6 protein-coding genes are annotated in these 17,317 nt (G+C 62.2%); 1 reads left to right on the top strand and 5 read right to left on the bottom strand.

From position 1 onward, the window contains the following. Together B3C64_RS08270 and B3C64_RS08265 are read right to left on the bottom strand one after the other, a co-directional pair. Positions 1–2,175 (bottom strand): immunoglobulin-like domain-containing protein (locus tag B3C64_RS08270; protein ID WP_349679970.1); only part of this gene is annotated, 2,175 nt, incomplete at its 3' end. After that, positions 2,172–2,462: a hypothetical protein gene (locus tag B3C64_RS08265; protein WP_291535003.1), complete on the bottom strand. Its 291-nt coding sequence runs from the start codon at positions 2,460–2,462 to the stop codon at positions 2,172–2,174. The genes B3C64_RS08265 and B3C64_RS08270, both read right to left, overlap by 4 nt. 246 nt (positions 2,463–2,708) lie before the next feature. On the opposite strand from B3C64_RS08265, the gene B3C64_RS08260 reads away from it, so the two are divergent. After that, complete coding sequence (locus tag B3C64_RS08260) at positions 2,709–6,785, top strand: S8 family serine peptidase (protein WP_291535002.1); 4,077 nt, start codon at positions 2,709–2,711, stop codon at positions 6,783–6,785. A 223-nt stretch (positions 6,786–7,008) separates the two neighbouring features. Here B3C64_RS08260 and B3C64_RS08255 read toward each other — a convergent pair whose 3' ends face one another. The 3 genes from B3C64_RS08255 to B3C64_RS08245 all read right to left on the bottom strand — a co-directional run bounded on the left by B3C64_RS08255 (position 7,009) and on the right by B3C64_RS08245 (position 16,954). Next, a complete protein-coding gene (locus tag B3C64_RS08255) occupies positions 7,009–10,272 on the bottom strand; it encodes an Ig-like domain-containing protein (protein ID WP_291535001.1) in 3,264 nt (1,087 codons plus the stop codon). A 324-nt stretch (positions 10,273–10,596) separates the two neighbouring features. After that, positions 10,597–14,511: a family 43 glycosylhydrolase gene (locus tag B3C64_RS08250; RefSeq protein ID WP_291535000.1), complete on the bottom strand. Its 3,915-nt coding sequence runs from the start codon at positions 14,509–14,511 to the stop codon at positions 10,597–10,599. Between the two features lie 313 nt (positions 14,512–14,824). Continuing rightward, positions 14,825–16,954, bottom strand: coding sequence for an immunoglobulin-like domain-containing protein (locus B3C64_RS08245; protein ID WP_422652886.1), 2,130 nt, complete (start codon positions 16,952–16,954; stop codon positions 14,825–14,827). Positions 16,955–17,317: the final 363 nt, after the last annotated feature.

Raw genomic sequence — 17,317 nt, 5'->3', positions numbered from 1 at the left:
CTTCGTGCCGACCTCGGTCCAATCGGAGCCCTTGAGCGCTTGGGCGTAATCCGTATCGCCGTCCTTGCCGATGGACGAGGTGAGGTGCTTGCCGGTCTCCTCGCGGAGCGTCATCGTCTTCTCGTCCTTGTAGATGCGGTAATACGTGTCACCGACCTTCTGCACGGTCGCGTCGATCGAGCCGGCGCCGGACTGTCCGCGACGGTCCACGTTGATCCATGCCTTCGGCTTGGAGAAGTTCACGAAGTCATCGGTGGTGGCGTAGAACATCTGGTTGTAGGTCAACGAGGTGCGGTCGTTCGTGTCGGTGGTGGTGTACATGTTCGACGCCCAGTACACCACATAGGTGCCGAGCTCGTCGTCCCAGTAGGCTTCCGGCGCCCAGGTGTTGCCGGCGTAGTCGGTGCTCACCTTCACATGGCGCTGGTTCGACCAGTTCACCAGGTCGGTGGATTCCCAGATCTCGATGTATTTGGATCCTTTGTTCTGCGCCGTGGAGAAATCGCCGTTGACGACTTTCAGATCCGTGGCGAGCATGTAGAACTTGTCGCCGTCATGCGAACGCATGATGAACGGGTCGCGCAGACCCTTTTCCCCGAAGGCAGAGGTGAGGATCGGCTCGGCTTTGCCTTCGGCATTGGTGTTGAGGTTGTTCCAGTCGAGCGCGTTGTTGCCTTTCGAGGCTGCGATGCTCACCTTCTGGCTTTCGCCGTCCTCGCCGGTGAAATAGACCCATACATAGGCTTCATTGGCATTCTTCGCGGAGGGCATCGCCTTGACGGTCACGCGGAAATCCTTGGTGAGGGTCTCCTTGCCGTGTTTCACGGTCGCGGTGAGCACGATCGTCGTGTCCTTCGCGCCGGCGGCGGGCCTGCCGATGGTGACGGTGTTGTAGGAGCCGGTCACGCTTTGCGTGGTTTTGCCGGAGATCTTGGGATCGGCGGTTCCCCCGTTTTTCACGGTCCAGCTGATGGTGGAGCCATTGGACCCTTCGGCCGGCACGGAGAAGTTGGAGCGCATGTTGGCGGCGTTGTCGATTTCAATGGCGGCCAAATCGGCTTTCACGGCTTCCTTGTCGCTCAACGTCTTCGGCACATTCACTTCGAATCGTCTGGTGATCGGCGATGGCGGCGCGTTGATGCCGGCGTTGGGGTTCAGCGTCGCGGTAAGCGTCACCTTTTCATCCTGTTGTGTGGAAGGCGTGACTTTGGCGGTGCCGTCGGCATCGATGCGGATGACGTCGTCGTCGCTGGACGACCAGACGACCTTGGCGTTGTCGGTGGCGATTTTGACCTGGAAATCGGATGTCGCCGTCGCCGGCACGCTCAGCGTGTCGATCTCGCCGTTCAGCAGGTCGTCGACGCCATCCGCGTCCAGCAGCGACACGATCTGGGACTGGCTGAGCGCCGTGTCATACAGCGTATAGGATTTGACCGCTCCGTGGAACAGCAGATCACCCACGCCGGGATAGGTGGAGTTGCCGATGGTGTTCCAGTTCTGCGCCTTGAATTGGTTGGGAAGCGTATCGAACGTTCCCTGGCCGACCACGCGTCCGTTGATGTAGATGGTGGATTGTTTGGCGTCGCCGTCGATGGTGACGGTGAGCAGACTGTACTTTTCCGTGGACAGGTTCTCGGAAGCGCTGAAATAGTTTTCGTTGGAACCGTTGCCGTCGGGCGTGATGGTGGTGTACAGGCCGTTATGCGTGGAGACGGCCCAGTTCCCCTGGTTGCCGCTTCGGGTGCCACCGAGCGTGAGCATGTAGCTCCATTTGGCATCGGAGATCGACGCCGTGGCGTTCTTCACCATCACGGAGACGGTGGCCGACCGCTTGCCTTCCAGCAGACCGTCCGGCAGCCGCACATATTCGTCGCCGTCCATCTGCAATGCGCCGTCCGCGTATGTGCCGGCCTTGTTCGCGTCGTCGGCGCCTTTGACCTGGGCCGCGCCGAAGGCCGATCCCTTCACCGTGTTGGCGACGGCGCCGGCGCCGTCATCGCCGCTGAAATCATAATCGACCAGAGGCGTGGGAACCGATACCGTTCGCGCGACGGTGCTTTGTTGCGAATCCTGCGCGAAAGACTGGGTCGCGCCGACGCAAACCGTCAGCATCGTCGCCGCGACGGCGACGGAAGCCACGATACGGCGTCTCCCTCTTCTGACTCCTGTATTCATGCATGCTCCTCTTCGAGCCTTGAATCATCATTGATCACGGAACGTTGCCGCGTGCCGCGGTTCGCTCCACGCGGCGCCTCCGTCCGCCCAATCACCTTGGATCTGGGGCAGACCGAGCCACGCGCACCCTTGATGCTAACAGCATCGAGCCGCGACACGATAAACGGGGACTTCTGCGAAAAACCAACGGCGTCTTTGTGAAAAACAATGGAAAAACAAGCTTTTTCGCGCGAAAAACCTGTGAAATCGCCATTGTCGGAAAAATAACAATTCGGCATCTTTTGCATTTCGACAACGCAGTCGCCGGCTTCGAGGGCATATTCCGCGCGGACGGAATGTCTGATTCCTCACATTAGGCAATCAGAAAGCGTTCATGAAATATTCATGAAACACTCATGCACAAGGAATGGTGGTGATTTCTCATTCCATGTGGGGGATTATAAGAGAGGGAAACAATGCTATATGGAAAACACGCCCGCTGGATGGCGGGCATAGCCGGTATAGCGACGATGTTGGGAGCGCTTGTACCGACAATGGCGCAGGCGGCCCCAGCCAATCGTCCATCCGTTTCCGGCGACACCTCGGCGCTTCGCGAAGCCCATGTGCATAGCAAGCTGTCCGACGAGATGACCAACGCCGACGGAACGGTCACGGCGTTCATCCAGACCAAAGGCACTTCCGGATTGGAGGCGAAGACCGAGTCCGAATCGGCGCGTTCCGGCATGTCCGCGGCGGGAAGGGCCGTGCAATCACGTAGCGCGGCGCATGCGGCGGCACGCCAATCGGAGAACACCACGCAGAGCGTGCTCTCCCAGCTGAAGTCTTTGGACGGCAACGCGCAGACGCTGTACACGACGCCTTACATTCTGCCGGGCGCCGCGGTCACCGCCGATGCCGACGCCCTGCGCGCGCTTGCCGAGCGCAACGCCTCCGTGATCCGCATCACCAAGATCCATCCGCGTACCGCGACGACCGCGTCCACCGCCGACGCGACCAAGGAGCAGCCGCAGCTCCCACAGTCTTCGAAGCCAAGCACCGGGGAGGCTCCGGCCAACATTCACAGCGATTCGCTGGTCAACGCGCTGAAGACGTGGAACCAGACGGGAACCACCGGCAAAGGCGTGAACATCGCCATCGTGGATACCGGATTGGACTACACCCACGCCGACTTCGGCGGAGCGGGCACCGAAGCGGCCTACCAGACGGCACTGTCGTCGACCGCGGACCCGCTGTCCGACGGCACGCTGAGCAAGCTTCTGGACAAGAGCAAGTTCAAGGGCGGCTATGATTTCGCCGGCGCGGACTACGACCCGGATGGCGGGGATTCCACCCCCAAGCCTGACGGCAATCCGATCGACGGCCCCGGCGGGCACCACGGAACCCATGTCGCCGGCACCGCCGCCGGCTATGGCGTCACCGGCAACGGAACGTCTTTCAAGGGCGGCGACTATTCGAAGCTCAGCGCGAAGGACATCGCCGGCTGGCAGGTGGGCCCCGGCTCGGCTCCCGAGGCCGGCATCTACGCGCTGAAGGTGTTCGGCGACAACGGCGGCACCACCGGTCTGGTGATGGACGCCCTCAACTGGGTGGCGGAGCACAACATCGAGGCCGCCGATTCGTCCGACCGCATCAATATCGTCTCCATGTCGCTGGGCGGCAGCTTCGGCTCGTCCGACGATCCGGAGAACATCGCGGTGAACACGCTGAACGAGGATGGCGTGCTGTCGGTGATCGCGGCCGGCAACGACGGTGACGTGACCGACATCGCCGGCGCTCCGGGCACCGCGGCATCCGCGCTCACCGTCGCGGCGAGCGCCAGCGGCAAGGCTTGGCAGGACGCGATCACGGTCAACACGCCGGATGCGCTGCATGGCGCCAAACTGGCCGGACAGTATTCCGTGAATTACGCGAAGCTGGACGATTTCAATCTCACCGCCGATGTGGCAAGGGTGAAATCCCGGGACAATCTCGATGGCTGCCAGGCGTATTCCGCCGAGGACGCCGCCGCGGTCAAAGGCAAGATCGCGTATGTGGATTGGGACGATTCGGCCGTCAACTGCGGTTCCAAGGTCCGTTTCGACAACGCCGAGAAGGCCGGCGCCGTGGGCATCATGTTCGCTTCCCAATCGAACATTCCCGAGGCCGGCATTGCCGGCAACGCGGATATTCCGGGATTCCAACTGGTGAAGAACGCCGCGGAGAACGACAAGGTCCAGCAGGCCATCGATGACGGCACGCTGAACGTCACGTTCTCATCCGACCTGCGCATGGGCGTCGATTCCGATTATTCCCAGGAAAGCGAAGACACCATCGCATCGTTCACTTCCCGCGGCATCCATGGTTCCTATGACGGCACCGTCAAGCCCGATGTCGCCGCGCCCGGCGTGGGCATCATCTCCGCTTCCGCCGGCACCGGGACCAAACCGGAGGTCATGAGCGGCACGTCCATGGCGACGCCGCTCACTTCCGGCGTCGCCGCCTTGGTCAGCGCCGCGCATCCCGATTGGAGCGCGTCCCAAGTCAAGGAACAGATCATGAACACCGCCGACCATGACGTGCTCACCGCCGACCGCAAGACCGCGTATGGCCCGCTGCGTGTGGGAACCGGCCGCATCGACGCATACGCCGCGGTCAAGAACGATGTGCAGGTCTCCTCCGACGACCAGACCGCGGTGACGGGCCAGTTCGGCGTCGTCCAGGTTCCGAAGAGCGGCTACACCGCCAAGAAGACCTTCACCGTGCGCAATTGGTCGAAGACCACGCGCACCTACAAGGTCGCCTACGAGCCCCGCACCAACGTGCCGGGTGTGGCCTACACGACGAGCACGAGTTCCGTGACCATCGGCCCGCGTGGAACCGCGACGTTCGACGTGACGCTGAATGTGGACCAATCCAGGCTGCGCCATGTGCGCGACACCACCCAGGCCGACAAGATCGGCGATAAGACCACCAGTTACGTCACCGACGCCAGCGGCGTGGTCGAGCTCACCCCGGCCGATGGCTCGGACATTGATTCGGGCGACGGCTCGTTCGGCCTGCGCGTCGCGGTGTCCTGCGCGCCCAAACCGGTCTCCGACACCCAGACCACGTTGGTGCGGACCGGCAAGGGCACCCGCGGCCTGCGGGTCTCCGGCAACGGAATCGCACAAGGCGACACGGCCGACGCATGGAACTCCCGCGCGTATCCGATGGTGCTGAGCGCCACCGATCCGGTGGATGTGGACTATGGCGATGCGTCAAGCGCCGCCCAGCGCAGCCTTGCGGCTGCGGACATCCGGGCCATTGGATACTCCTCGACCGCGCCGCAGCTCAACGATCCTTCCCAGGGTGTGGTGAATTTCGCCGTGGTGACCGATAAGACCTGGAGCCGTTTGGGCAACACCGTCGCCCCGACCGTTCTTCTCGACACCAACCTCGATGCCACTCCGGATTATGCGATCATGGTGAGCACGAACGCCGATTCCACGCAGTACGACACCGCTTGGGCCGACACCTACAAGGTGGAGAACACCAGCCAGGGGCTCACCGCCAGCGCCCTTGTCGATCAAGAACCGATCGACGACGCCTTCATCAGCGATTCGAACCAGGTGGTGCTGTCCACCAAGCTGAGCGCCCTTGGTTACAAGAGCACCGACAAAACCGCCAACATGATGTACGCCGTGCAGATGGATTCCGCCTACAGCGCCGGAGACGACTCCACGGTGGACACCGCCGGCGGCGACACCTCCGCGATGCTCGACGGTTACGATCCGGATCTCTCCTTCGGCGACAAAACCGGTTCCAACAACGGTGTCAGCGCTTTCGTGGACAATGATGGAACCATCATCCCCATCCACGAAAGCACCAATACACCGTCCACTGTCGGTAATCGTCGCGTGCTCACACTGCACGCGGACGGCCAGCAGCCGGACCGTGCCGATCAGAACATGACGCTGGATGTGGACGGATACGATGCGAACAAGGCGAAGCTCAAGTCTCTGGTCGCACGGTTCAGCACACTGAAGGAATCCGACTACACCAAGGATTCCTGGACCGCGTTCGCCGCCGCGCTGAAGGCAGCGCAGGACGTTCTGGCCGACGGCAATGCCACCCAAGGCGATGTGGACAACGCCTACAACGCTTTGCAGAAGGCATACGACGAGTTGGCGTACAACGTGCCGGCGACGGTGAACAAGGGCAAGCTCGAGGCGCTGGTCAAGCAGGCCGAGCAGCTGAAGGAATCCGACTACACCAAGGATTCCTGGGCCATGTTCGCCGCCGCACTGAACAACGCCAAGAAGCTGCTCGCCGACGGCAATGCCACGCAGGACGGTGTCGACGCCGCCGAACAACAGCTCGACGCGGCAATCAACGCCCTCCAGAAGAACCCGTCTCCGAAGCCGAAGCCGAACCCGGGCGCCGGCTCAGCCGGCGCGGCAGGCAACAGCCAGACGAGCGGCACGGATTCCGGCCAGAATGGTTCGGCTTCCGTCTCGTCGTCCAACCACGGCGAGGGGTCTCCGCTGGGCAAGACGGGCAACGCCGTCGCCAACATCGGCGGCGCCACCGTGGCGCTGGCGATCGCCGGCATCGCATTGCTCAAGGTCCGTCGCGGAAAAATCAAGGAATGACTGCGACTGACCTGATTCCATAGCGGATCATCACATGCACATGGGCTTCGGACGAAACGTCCGAAGCCCATGTTGTTTTCTTCGCATGCCCGCGGCCGGAACGGGCGCGACGCACGACCATGGCACGCCGCGCCCGTTCCCGCGCTGTGATGAAGTGTCAAAGCACCGTCACAGGAACGCGGTCACATCGCTCGCGGAAGATGCGAGGAGGGACATGAGCCTTTCAGGAACGACGCCGACGTACCATGACGGCGACGCCCGCGACCGTCAGCAGCGTCGCGCACAACGCCAGCGCGGCCACGGAGGAACCAGTGTTGGCGATGGCGTTATCGGACGCACCGTCCGACGCGCCATCGGATGCGCCCTTATCCGGCCGCTGTTGGGCGGAGCCGCCGTCATTGGAACCAGTGCCCGAGGAGCCGGAACCGCCCGGATTCTCGGATCCGCCGGATTCGCCCTTCGCCTTGGTCAACGTGACTTTGTAGACCTTGACGGTGCCGTCCTGCGCCGTGACGGTGACCGTCACCACGTTGCCGGCGACCTTGACTTCCGCCCTGGCGTTTTCCTTGTCGGTCAGCGCGTAATCGACATCGTCCGCGGCCACCTTGGAAGGATCGGCGACTTCCATCGTCGCGGTGCCCTTGGCCGCGGCAACCAGATCGACCGTCTTTCCGCCCACGGCGAGCGAGGCGAGCGTCGCGTCGGACGACAGCGGCGGCTCCGGCTCCGTTACCGCTGCAATCGCAACGTCGATGGAACCGGACGAGGCCTTCACCAGCCCATCGGTGTAACCGTCGTAGGCGGCCTTCGCCGCGCTGCCCGACACCGTGTTCGGCACGGTGATCTGGGCGGTGCCATCGGCGTTCAGCTTCACCGGATCGGAGGTCCAATCGCCCACCGTGAACGTCACGGAACCGGCGACCGTGCCCTTGTCCGACGCCTTCACGGTGGCGGTCAGCACACGCGAATCGGCATCATAGGCGACCGTCGTCGTGGAATCGACCGCCTGGATGGTAGTCGGGTTGTCGGAAGTCCATGTCTTCATCACGTCGAGCACCGTCTGCGGAACGTTCACGAACGCGCCATGGCGGACGATCGAAGGCAGTCCGCCGTTCGAGCCGGAGGCGATGAATCCCTGCGCCCCGGATTCGGCCTTCACGGCCTTCTTCTCATTGTTGAAATCCGGATAGCGCGACAGCATCGTATTGTTCCAATTGGTTTCGGACAACGCCTTGCCGGTGGTCATGAACGCGCGGTAGTTGAAGTTGTCCGACAGCAGGATGTAGCCGTCATCGTCCTTGGTGTTGAGGGGATCGTCCTTGTTCAGCTTGACCACTTCCGGACCTTCGAACGGCAGCAGGTTCTGTTCGAGCAGCTGCCAGCCGGTCTCGGGGTCCTGGTTCGGGTCGGCCTTGGTGGTCGGAGCGGTCAGGTGCTTGGAACGTTCCAGGAAGATGCTTTTGCCGGTGGTGATGTAGTCGCCCGCGGCTCCGCTTTCCTCGTTCTTGGTGAGCCGGTAGTAGTATTCGCCGATCTTCATCACCGTGGAGTCGATGCGTGCGTAACCGGTGTCCTGCCACTTCTGCGGCGCGGTGAAGTTCACGAAGTCGCGGGTGATGGCGTAGCGCACTTGCGCGTAGGAGCTGTTTCCGGTCGTCGAGTTCTTGACCGGATCGGTGTGCTCCTTGTCGTTGTACATGCGCGACGAGAAGAACACCACGTAGGCGTTGAGATCGTCGTCCCAATATGCTTCCGGAGCCCATGTCATGCCCGCGTATTCGTCGTTGATGACGATGCCGCCGTTGCCGTCGCCGTTGGTGCGGGTCCAGTTCATCAGATCTTTGGACTCGTACACCTCCACCTTGGTGGAACCGTGCGTCTGCACGTTGCCCCAGCCGGCTCCGGCCGCGTACACCTTCAGGTCGGTGGCGATCATGTAGTACTTGTCGCCGTCATGCGAGCGCAGGATGTAGGCGTCGCGCAGGCCGCCGGTGTCGGCGTCGTTGGCGAGCACGGCATTGCCGTTGTTGCGCACCTTGAACGAGAAGAAGTTCTGCCCTTCGGTGCTGGACATCCAGATGCGTTCGTCGTTGCCGTTGTCGGATTTGAAATTGGCCGCCGCGTAGCCTTCGTCGGGCGCGGTGCGCGTCTTCTCCTTGACGGTGATTTCGACCTGCTTGGATGCGCTTTCGCCGTTCACGCTCGCGGTGGCGGTCAATGTGGCTTTGGCGTCGCCGTCGCCATAGGCGGGACGGTTGACCACGCCGCCGTCCTTGTAGGGATCGGCCGCGACGTCGATGTCTGCATTCGGATTGCTGTACTTCGTATTCGTCGGCGTGATCAGCTTCGCGTCGGACGACGTCCATACGATGCTGGTGCCATGCTCGCCTTCGGTGTCGAGCGGCAGGTTCTCCGTGGTGGTGGTCGCGATCTTCGCGACGGCGGCGTCCACGTCGGCCTTGGCCTTGTCCTGGTCGGACAGTTCAGCGACCGTGATCCGCTTCTCGCCTTTCACTCCGGTGATTGGATTCGTGGCCGTGATCGTCACGGTGCCGCCCTTGACGCCGGTCACTTTGCCTTCGGCGTCCACGGTCGCCACGGAGGTGTCGGAGGACGACCAGGTCAGGTTCTTGTCCACGGCGTCTTCCGGAGCCACGGTGGCGGTGAGCTGTGTGCTTTCCCCCTCGCCGACCTTGTCGGCTCCCGCGACGGTCACGCCGGTGGCGACGTTGATCGGTTCGGCGCCTTTGTAGACCTTGAGGTCGTCCAGCGCGCCGTTCCAGTAATTGTCTTCGTCGTAGAAGGATTTGCCGATGTAGGTGACGGTGGATTCCAGATCGCTCATTGTGATGCCGGTGTCCGCCTTGTAGATGATCAACGCGTTGTCGCGGAACACGGCCAGCTTGGTGCCGTCCACCACAAGCTTGTAGTTGTGCCACTTATTGTTGTTGTCGGAAACGGCGACTTTGCCGCCCTGCTCGTTCTTCCATGTGTCGTCGGAGATGACGGTCTTCACCGAATCGGTGCTGCCGTAGTACATCAGATACTTGTTGCGGTCCTTGCCGACGGTGAAGCTGAAATGCTTGCCATCGTCGGAATGGCGCGATTTCGCCGCGAATTCCACGGTGAAGGTGTTGCCGGCCGCCTTGAACAGGCCGCTGTCGATTTCGGCGTACTGTTTGCTGTCGCCCTTGAGCTGCAATGCCTCGCTCTGGCTGCGGTCTCCGAATTTCTCGACGTACGCGCCGTTGTGCAACGTCATATCGTATTTGCCGGTGGAGTCCGCGATGGTGCCGTTCTCCGATTTGTAGTCGCCGGTGAAGTCCCATCCTGCGAGCAACGTCAGATTAGCGGCGCCTTCCGCGGCATTTTCGGTATCCGCGATGGCGGTCGACGCGCCAAGCGCCATGCCGGAAGTCAACGTGGCCACAGCCGCGATCGATGCGGCGACGCGGCGCATCCTATGTTTGCCGTTTTTCAATGTCATACGCTCCTCCTTGAGCACCCTTTTCCCGTCACGCCCTCATCGTCGCACGATGAAGACGACACGAATCCAGCTTATCGCAGGGACTTCCGCGGCCACGGTTTTCCCAAACCAACGAAAGGCACCGCAAGAAAACGTTGGAAACCTTGCCATTTCAAGGAAAGCAATCGTTTCATCCGCAACGAAGCCACCTGTACATTCGGATAACAGTTTCATAACATTTCAAAAGGGTGGACGCATCCCTGCGGAAGCATCCACCCTTTCATCCATTCGGCGCGTCAATCGTCCCCGACGGACCCGACGCGCGGATTGGATCCCGTCAGGGAATCAGTCCTCGACGCGATGGCGACGCGCGATCAGCACGACGCCCGCCACGGCGAGCGCGATTCCCGCCACGGCCACCGCGACGATGGCGGATCCCGTGTCGGCCACGGTCGTGGACTTTCCGTTGGCGGCCGTTTCCGTCTTGTCACCGGAATCGCCGTCATGCCCGCCACTGGAATTATTGCCGGAATCATCGCCGGAGCCGCCAGCATTCGGCTTGTCCGATGCACCCGGCTGGCCCGGCTGCTCCGGGGTCTCCCCCGAATCCGCCGTCTTCAGACCGGATTCCGCCGATTTGAGCGATTCCAGTGCGGCGTCCACCTGCTCTTGGGTGGCGGATTCGTTCGCCAGCACCGCTTCGGCGGCCTCCAAAGCTTCCCGGTACGCCTTCCACGATTCGGCGGTGTACTTCGAGGCGTCCGATTCCGGCTTCGCGGCGTCGACCGCGGCCTGCAGCTGCGACTTGTCCACCGAGGCCGGCGGGCTCACCGGCTCGTTCCTGACCAATCCGCCCATCGCCGCGGTCAGTTCAGACGCGGCCGCATCGACTTCGGTCTGGTACGCGGTGTACTTCGCGTCCTTGGTGTCCAGCACCTTTTCCGCGGCTTCCAGCTTGCCGGAATCACGGAACGTCTTCCACGATTCAGCGGTGTAATCCGATTCCTTGAGCGCCTTGGCCTGCTCGACGGCGGCCTCCAGCTTCGCGTAATCGGTTTTGGCCATCTGCACCGGTTCGATGTTCTTGGTCACATCGATCTTCTCCATGTAGCCGTCCTTGTCGAAGGTGACTTCGCTGATGGCGGTCTCACGGTGGTAGCCGAGGCCGGAGGTGAACACTCCCAGCGGCGTGTAGTGGCGATGGTAGGCCATGAACGTGCGCTCACGGCCGGTGCCGTCGGTCACGGTCACGTCGGACTGGTGGGCGGTTCCTTGGATGCCGCTGGTCTTGTCCTTGCCGACGAGCCATTCGGTCTTCACGGTGATGGCGCCGTCAAGCGAATCGGACACGCCGTAGTTGACGTGGTAGTTCTCGCTGCCGGCGTCGTCGCACGACCAGGTCCAGTGGTATTTGCCGCCGTGCTTCATCACGACGACGGACTCGCGGAAGTCCTTGAGCCCGCTGAGTTTGCGCACGGTGCCTTCCTTGATGGACGTCATGTCGTCGTTCAGCTGGGCGATGGCCGGCGTGCCGTTGCCGTACAGGATGTACGACGTGCCGTCGTCATCGGTGAAGATGGACGGGTCGATGGCCTGGCCGACGGTCACGCCTTCCATGGTGCGGCTGACCAGCGGCTGGTCGGCGGCCTTGAACGGCCCTGCGGGATTGTCCGCGACGGCCACGCCGATCGCCGATTCTCCGTTCGTCTTCTTCGCGCAATAGTAGAAGTAGTACTCCATCTTGCCGTCGTTGTTCGTGTCCTTGGCCTCGATGGTCGGCGCCCATGCGGAACCCACCGACCATGGTGAGAACGCGATGTTGTCGACCTTCGAACCGTCGTAATTCGCCGAATCGGCGTTCTGGCCTTCGGCCGGCTTGTTGTCCGCCTTCACGTCGAGGATCACGCCTTCGTCGGTCCAGTTCACCAGATCCGAAGACGACCATGCATGGAAGTAGTTGCCGCTCCAGCCGGAGAATCCGTCGGTGGTCGGATAGATCCAGAACTTGCCGGTTTCCGGGAAGTAATCGATGTCCGGATCGGCGTACTGGCCCGGCAACACCGGATTGTTGGACACCGTGGCCGCCTTGAGCGTCCACTTCTTGACGACCTTGGAGCCGTCGTTCTCCGTGGCCGTGATTTCGACCGCATGGTCCTTGGTGGCGTCAAGCACGCCTGCGATGGAGTATCCGTCTTCGGACCGGGTGCCGAAGGGTTGTCCGTCGATGGTCATCGTGACCGGCGCGTCATTGCGGTTGAGCGTGAAGCTGGCCGGCGATTCGGCGAGCTTGTCGGAGGCGAGTCTGTTCACGGTCGGGGTGATGGTTCCGGCGTCGGCATCCACCTTGGCGTACAGCGCCGTGTGGTCGTCGGTGCCGACCTCCTTGGAAGGATCGGAGGGGACCGTGCCGACCACGGCGGATTTCACGTTCACGTCGCCCAGCATGTCGCGCATGGAACGGGCGTAGTTGTAGACCTTGATTTTGTCCACGCCGCCGTCCCACAGGCCATCCGCGGAATAGAACGATTTGCCGATGTAGGCTTTGAGGTTCTCGCCCAGGTCGGAGACGCTCACGGTCACATCGGTGTTTTCACCGAGCAGCTGGTTGTCGGCATAGACCGCGATGCGGTGCGGTTCGACGGTGATGGCGTACTTGTGCCATGACGTTGTGGCAAGCTTCGCGCTCACCCCCTGTTCCGCGTTCCATGTGGCGTCGGTGATGGCGGTGTAGATCTGGTCGCCACGCAGTCGGATGATGATGTACTTCTGATCGCTTGCGCCGATGGCGAAGGAGAAGTAGTTGCCGCTGGAGGCGCGTGATTTGGCTTCGAATTCCAAGGTGAAGGAGTCACGCCCGTCGAACATGCCCTGGGGGAATTCCGCATAGGCGTTCTTGCTGGGGCGCAGCTGCATCACATTCGTGTTCCAATCGCCGGGAACGCCGAATTCCGGCGTTCCGGAGAACGTCAGGTCGTTGCCGCCCTTGGAATCCTTGCCGCGATTGTTCGAATCCTCGAAATCGTACTGTGCGATCGGATCGGAACCGGCCTTGTCCGCGGAAACGGAATCCGTCGCGCCGTCATATGCCTTGAGCACGGCGCGTTTTTCGGAAGCGGTCAGCGGCACGATGGTGCCATGGCGGAAGCGCTTCGGGAAGTTCGTGGACATGCTCGCGGTGGCCACGCCGTTCTTCAGATCGGAAAGTTTGGCGATGGAACGCGCCTTGTAACCTTGGTTGTCGCCCATGATGACCCATGTGCCATCGGGCTTCTGGAATACGGTCAGTCCTTCGATGCCGCCCAATCCCGCGGTGGAGGTGTTCATCGCCACTGTGTCTCCGGTGATGCGGGACGTGCCGTCGGCGTTCATGTCGGAGTCGCGCTCGACGATGCGGGTCCATTTGCCGTCCAGGGTCTTGGCGGTGTCGACCACCGTGCTCCAATCGGAAGTGGAGAAACGGTAGTAGTCGCCGTCATCGCCTTTGACGATGGTGGAATCGATGATGTTTTCCTTGGTGTCCGTGCCATCGGCGGCGGTGCCTTGGTACACCCACGGCTGGGGGTCGCCGTCCGTTCCCTCCGGCTGGGTGAACGTCTTGAAATCCTTGGTATGCACCCGGTACACGCCAAGCAGCTGATCGCTGTTCTTCGGCTTGGCGGAATAGTAGACCAGGTAATCCTTGGTCTCGGGATCGTAGATGGCTTCCGGCGCCCACATGCGGTCGGCGTTGTCCCAACCGCCCTTGACCGCCTCGGCGTCCGTCCAGTTCACCAGATCCTTGGAGCGCGAGACGATGAGGTTCTGGCTCTGCTGGCTCCAGCTTTTTCCGCTGGCGGTGCCTTCCGCGTGCAGATCGGTGCCTATCATCACGTATTTGTAGCCGTCCGCGTCAGGCTTCTGCAACTTGATCAGGTGTGGGTCGCGAATGCCCTTGTTGGCCGTGTTCGATGAGATCAACGGCTTGTTGTCGTTCAGCTTGCGCCAATTCGAGCCGTCCGCACTGTATCCGTAGTAGATTTTTTCATAATCCGTCGCTTCGAAATGCAGCCACAGATATCCGTTGGTCCCATCGGCGGCGTCGGCGTCCGTCGACGCGGTGTTTTTCGCCGCCGTGGCGGTCGCCGTGGATGCCGAGACCGTCCGCACGGACGAGGCGCCGGCTCCATTCCCGTTTGTTTCGGCAGCCGACGCGGCGGGAATCATCGCCCCCAGCATCGGAATGGCGGCCAAAGCCGCGACTGCCTTTTTCCATGCACTCACCATGAGTCTCCTCTTCGTCCCATGCCTTGTCTGCCCCACCGCATCGCTGCGGCGTCTTCAGCAGCACCGTGCCGCCGAACATCGGCTCATTCCGAACGTCGGTCAAATACACGATGGTTCCCATATTATGCGAACGTCCGCCGCACATCGACTCGGGCAAGGTAACTTTTCGATAACGCCTTGGGAACGCCCGGCGAGCCGTCGGCGGATAGGGGGCACCCCACTCCGCGTCATTCGCGACGCGGTCGGCCGTAACGCCGATATGTGCGCGCCGATACCAATCCGGGAAATGGATCGGTATCGGCGCCGCCGTTCACGACAATCGTCTGCGCCACATAGCCAGCGCAGTGCCGGCCACGGCCAGCAGCACGATCACACCGACGATTGAAGCCACGGCCACGCCGGTCTTCGACAACGACCGCGTTTCGCCGCCGGACCGATTGTCACCGGCCGGCGTCTTGCCGCCGTCATCCCCTTGGCCGCCCGTGCCGCTCGGAGCGGATGGATTGTTCGGCCGTTCCTGGCCGCCGTTCCCGGTACCGCCTGCATTGCCGTTCTCACCGCCTGTGCCACCGTTTTCACCGCCGGTCGCACCGTTGTTCCCGTTGTCTGAGCCATTGCCTTTCACAGTAACGGTCACCGTGGCGGTGGCATCGCCCACTTTGACGGTGATGACCGCGGTTCCGGTCTTGAGACCGGTCACCACGCCTTCGGCGTCGACAGAGGCCACGGTGCCATCCGAGGACGACCACGTTATGTCATCGGTGCTGTCGGCAGGTTCGATCTTGACGTTCAAGGTGGCGGTGTCGCCCACACCCAGGTCAATCGTCCCCCTGCCGTCGATGGTCACCGAAGTGGCCGGCACACAATCCACGGTCTTCTTGTTGAAGGCCTTCATCACCGCCTGGTATTCGGCGGCGGTGATGGGCAGGATGGTGCCATGACGCTTTTTGAGCGCGCCGAAGTTCACTTCGGAGGCCTGCGCCCAGTCGGCGGTGTCGGTGGATCCCAAATCGGCGCTGTAGAACGGCAGGTAGCCCTTGCCGCTGGCGAACTGGTCCCACATAAGACCGTATTTCATGGACTTGCCGTCCTTGGCGAGCACGTCGTCATCGTTGTAGCGGAACAGTTCCGGCCCTTCGAGGCTTGCGCCCGTCCATCCCGCATTGCCCACCAGGTCGCCGAAGTTGCCCACGAACTGCCAGTCCGTCTCCGGATTCGCGTCCTTGCTGTCTTCGGGACGCGCGCTCACGGTCGTCGCATATGGGTTCTTCGTGCGTTCCACCGGAAGCTTGTCTTTGGCGGAGACACGGTAGTAGTACCCGTCATCGGCCTTGATCATCGTGGTGTCAATCACGGATTCCTTCCAATCGATCCATTTGACCGGATCGGTGAAGGTGCGGAAATCGCGCGTGGTCGAATAGTACATGTTGGTCGGGTCGGCCGTGCCGCCGGACTGTTCGTCGGCGGAGCTGGTGGTCGCCCAGTATACGATGTACTGCTTGGCCTGTTCGTCCCATAGCGCTTCCGGCGCCCACGCCATGGCGGCCTGGGTCTTGCCGTTGCCGGCCGGAATGCGCGACGCCACGTCGGTCAGGTATGGCGTGGACCAGTTCACCAAGTCGGTGGACTCCCATACGACGAGGTTCAACGAGCCGTTGTAGTTGACCGCCGGATTGTCCTTGCCCCAGCCGCCGCGATGGTAAATGCTCAGATCGGTGGCGATCAGATAGAATTTGTCGCCTTCCGGACTGCGCACCAGGTACGGGTCGCGCACGCCGGACTCGCCGACGTTCGAGGTGAGCACCGGGTCGCCCGCATCGCGGGTGTCATGCCAGGTCAGTCCGTTCTTGCTGGTGGCGAAGTACATCTGCTCGTCGGTTGCGGAGCCTTCGGAACCGGTGAAGTGCGCGAACAGGTAATCCGTGGTCTTGCCTTTTTTCACCTCGGCCTTGATGGTGAGCGTGAATTCGCGGGTCACGGTGGCGTCGCCGTTTTTCACGGTGGCGGTAAGGGTTACTTTCGTATCCTTCGCGGGACGCTTGGACAGATAACCGGCCTTCACACCGTCTTTGTCGGAAGTGGTGATGAGATCCGAGTCGGATTTCCACGCGATGGTGGAGCCGTTCGTGCCCGCGGTCGGCAGGGTCAGGCTGGTGCGCACGTCGGTCTCGCCGCCGTTGAGCGTGATGTTGGCCGCGTCGGATTTGGCTTCGGCCTCGCCTTCGGCGATGTCGGCGCCCACGGTCACCACGACTTCGACCGGCATGCGCGAGTCGTCCTGCGCGACGCCCTTCACGGTGAAGGTTCCAGGCTTCGCGTAGGAGCCGGCCTTCACCTCGTCCCATTCCACGGCCACGTCCTTCTGGGTGCCGTCCGCCATCGTCAGATGCGCGGTCTTCGGCAGCGTCGGCGCGACGCCGGTTTTGGTGGCCGCGTTCATCGCGTCGACCGATTTCACGGCGATGCCGGGAGCGTAGGCTTCCAACACCTTCTGGTACTGGGCGCGGGTCACGGGCAGCACGGTGCCGTGGCGCGGCTTGCCGCCATCGGAGTTGGTCGGGAAGTTCGCCTCGGGCATCTTGTCNNCCTGCCACTTGGACGCGTCGGAGATGTCGGTGGTGGCCATCGGCACGTAATGGTTCGGACCGCCATGGTAGTTCGGCTGGTCCGCGAACAGGTAGTACCGGTAGCCGTTCACGTCGCCGTCGTTCGCCCTGAACAGGCTCGGCCCCTCGCCCGCGGAGAACGTGCCGCCGTACCCGTTCGACTGGCCGTCGCCGATCTTCGTGCCGACCTCGGTCCA

The organism is Bifidobacterium sp. UBA6881 (genome assembly GCA_002451435.1).
Classification (GTDB): Bacteria; Actinomycetota; Actinomycetes; order Actinomycetales; family Bifidobacteriaceae; genus Bifidobacterium.
This window is presented reverse-complemented; position numbering and strand designations above follow the sequence as displayed.

Bases quoted from the DNA above. Each gene is read 5' to 3' on its own strand.
- B3C64_RS08260 (WP_291535002.1), top strand. From the start codon at position 2,709: ATGGCGCAGGCGGCCCCAGCCAATCGTCCATCCGTTTCCGGCGACACC.
- B3C64_RS08245 (WP_422652886.1), bottom strand. From the start codon at position 16,954: ATGAACGCGGCCACCAAAACCGGCGTCGCGCCGACGCTGCCGAAGACC.
- B3C64_RS08265 (WP_291535003.1), bottom strand. From the start codon at position 2,462: ATGCAAAAGATGCCGAATTGTTATTTTTCCGACAATGGCGATTTCACA.
- B3C64_RS08255 (WP_291535001.1), bottom strand. From the start codon at position 10,272: ATGACATTGAAAAACGGCAAACATAGGATGCGCCGCGTCGCCGCATCG.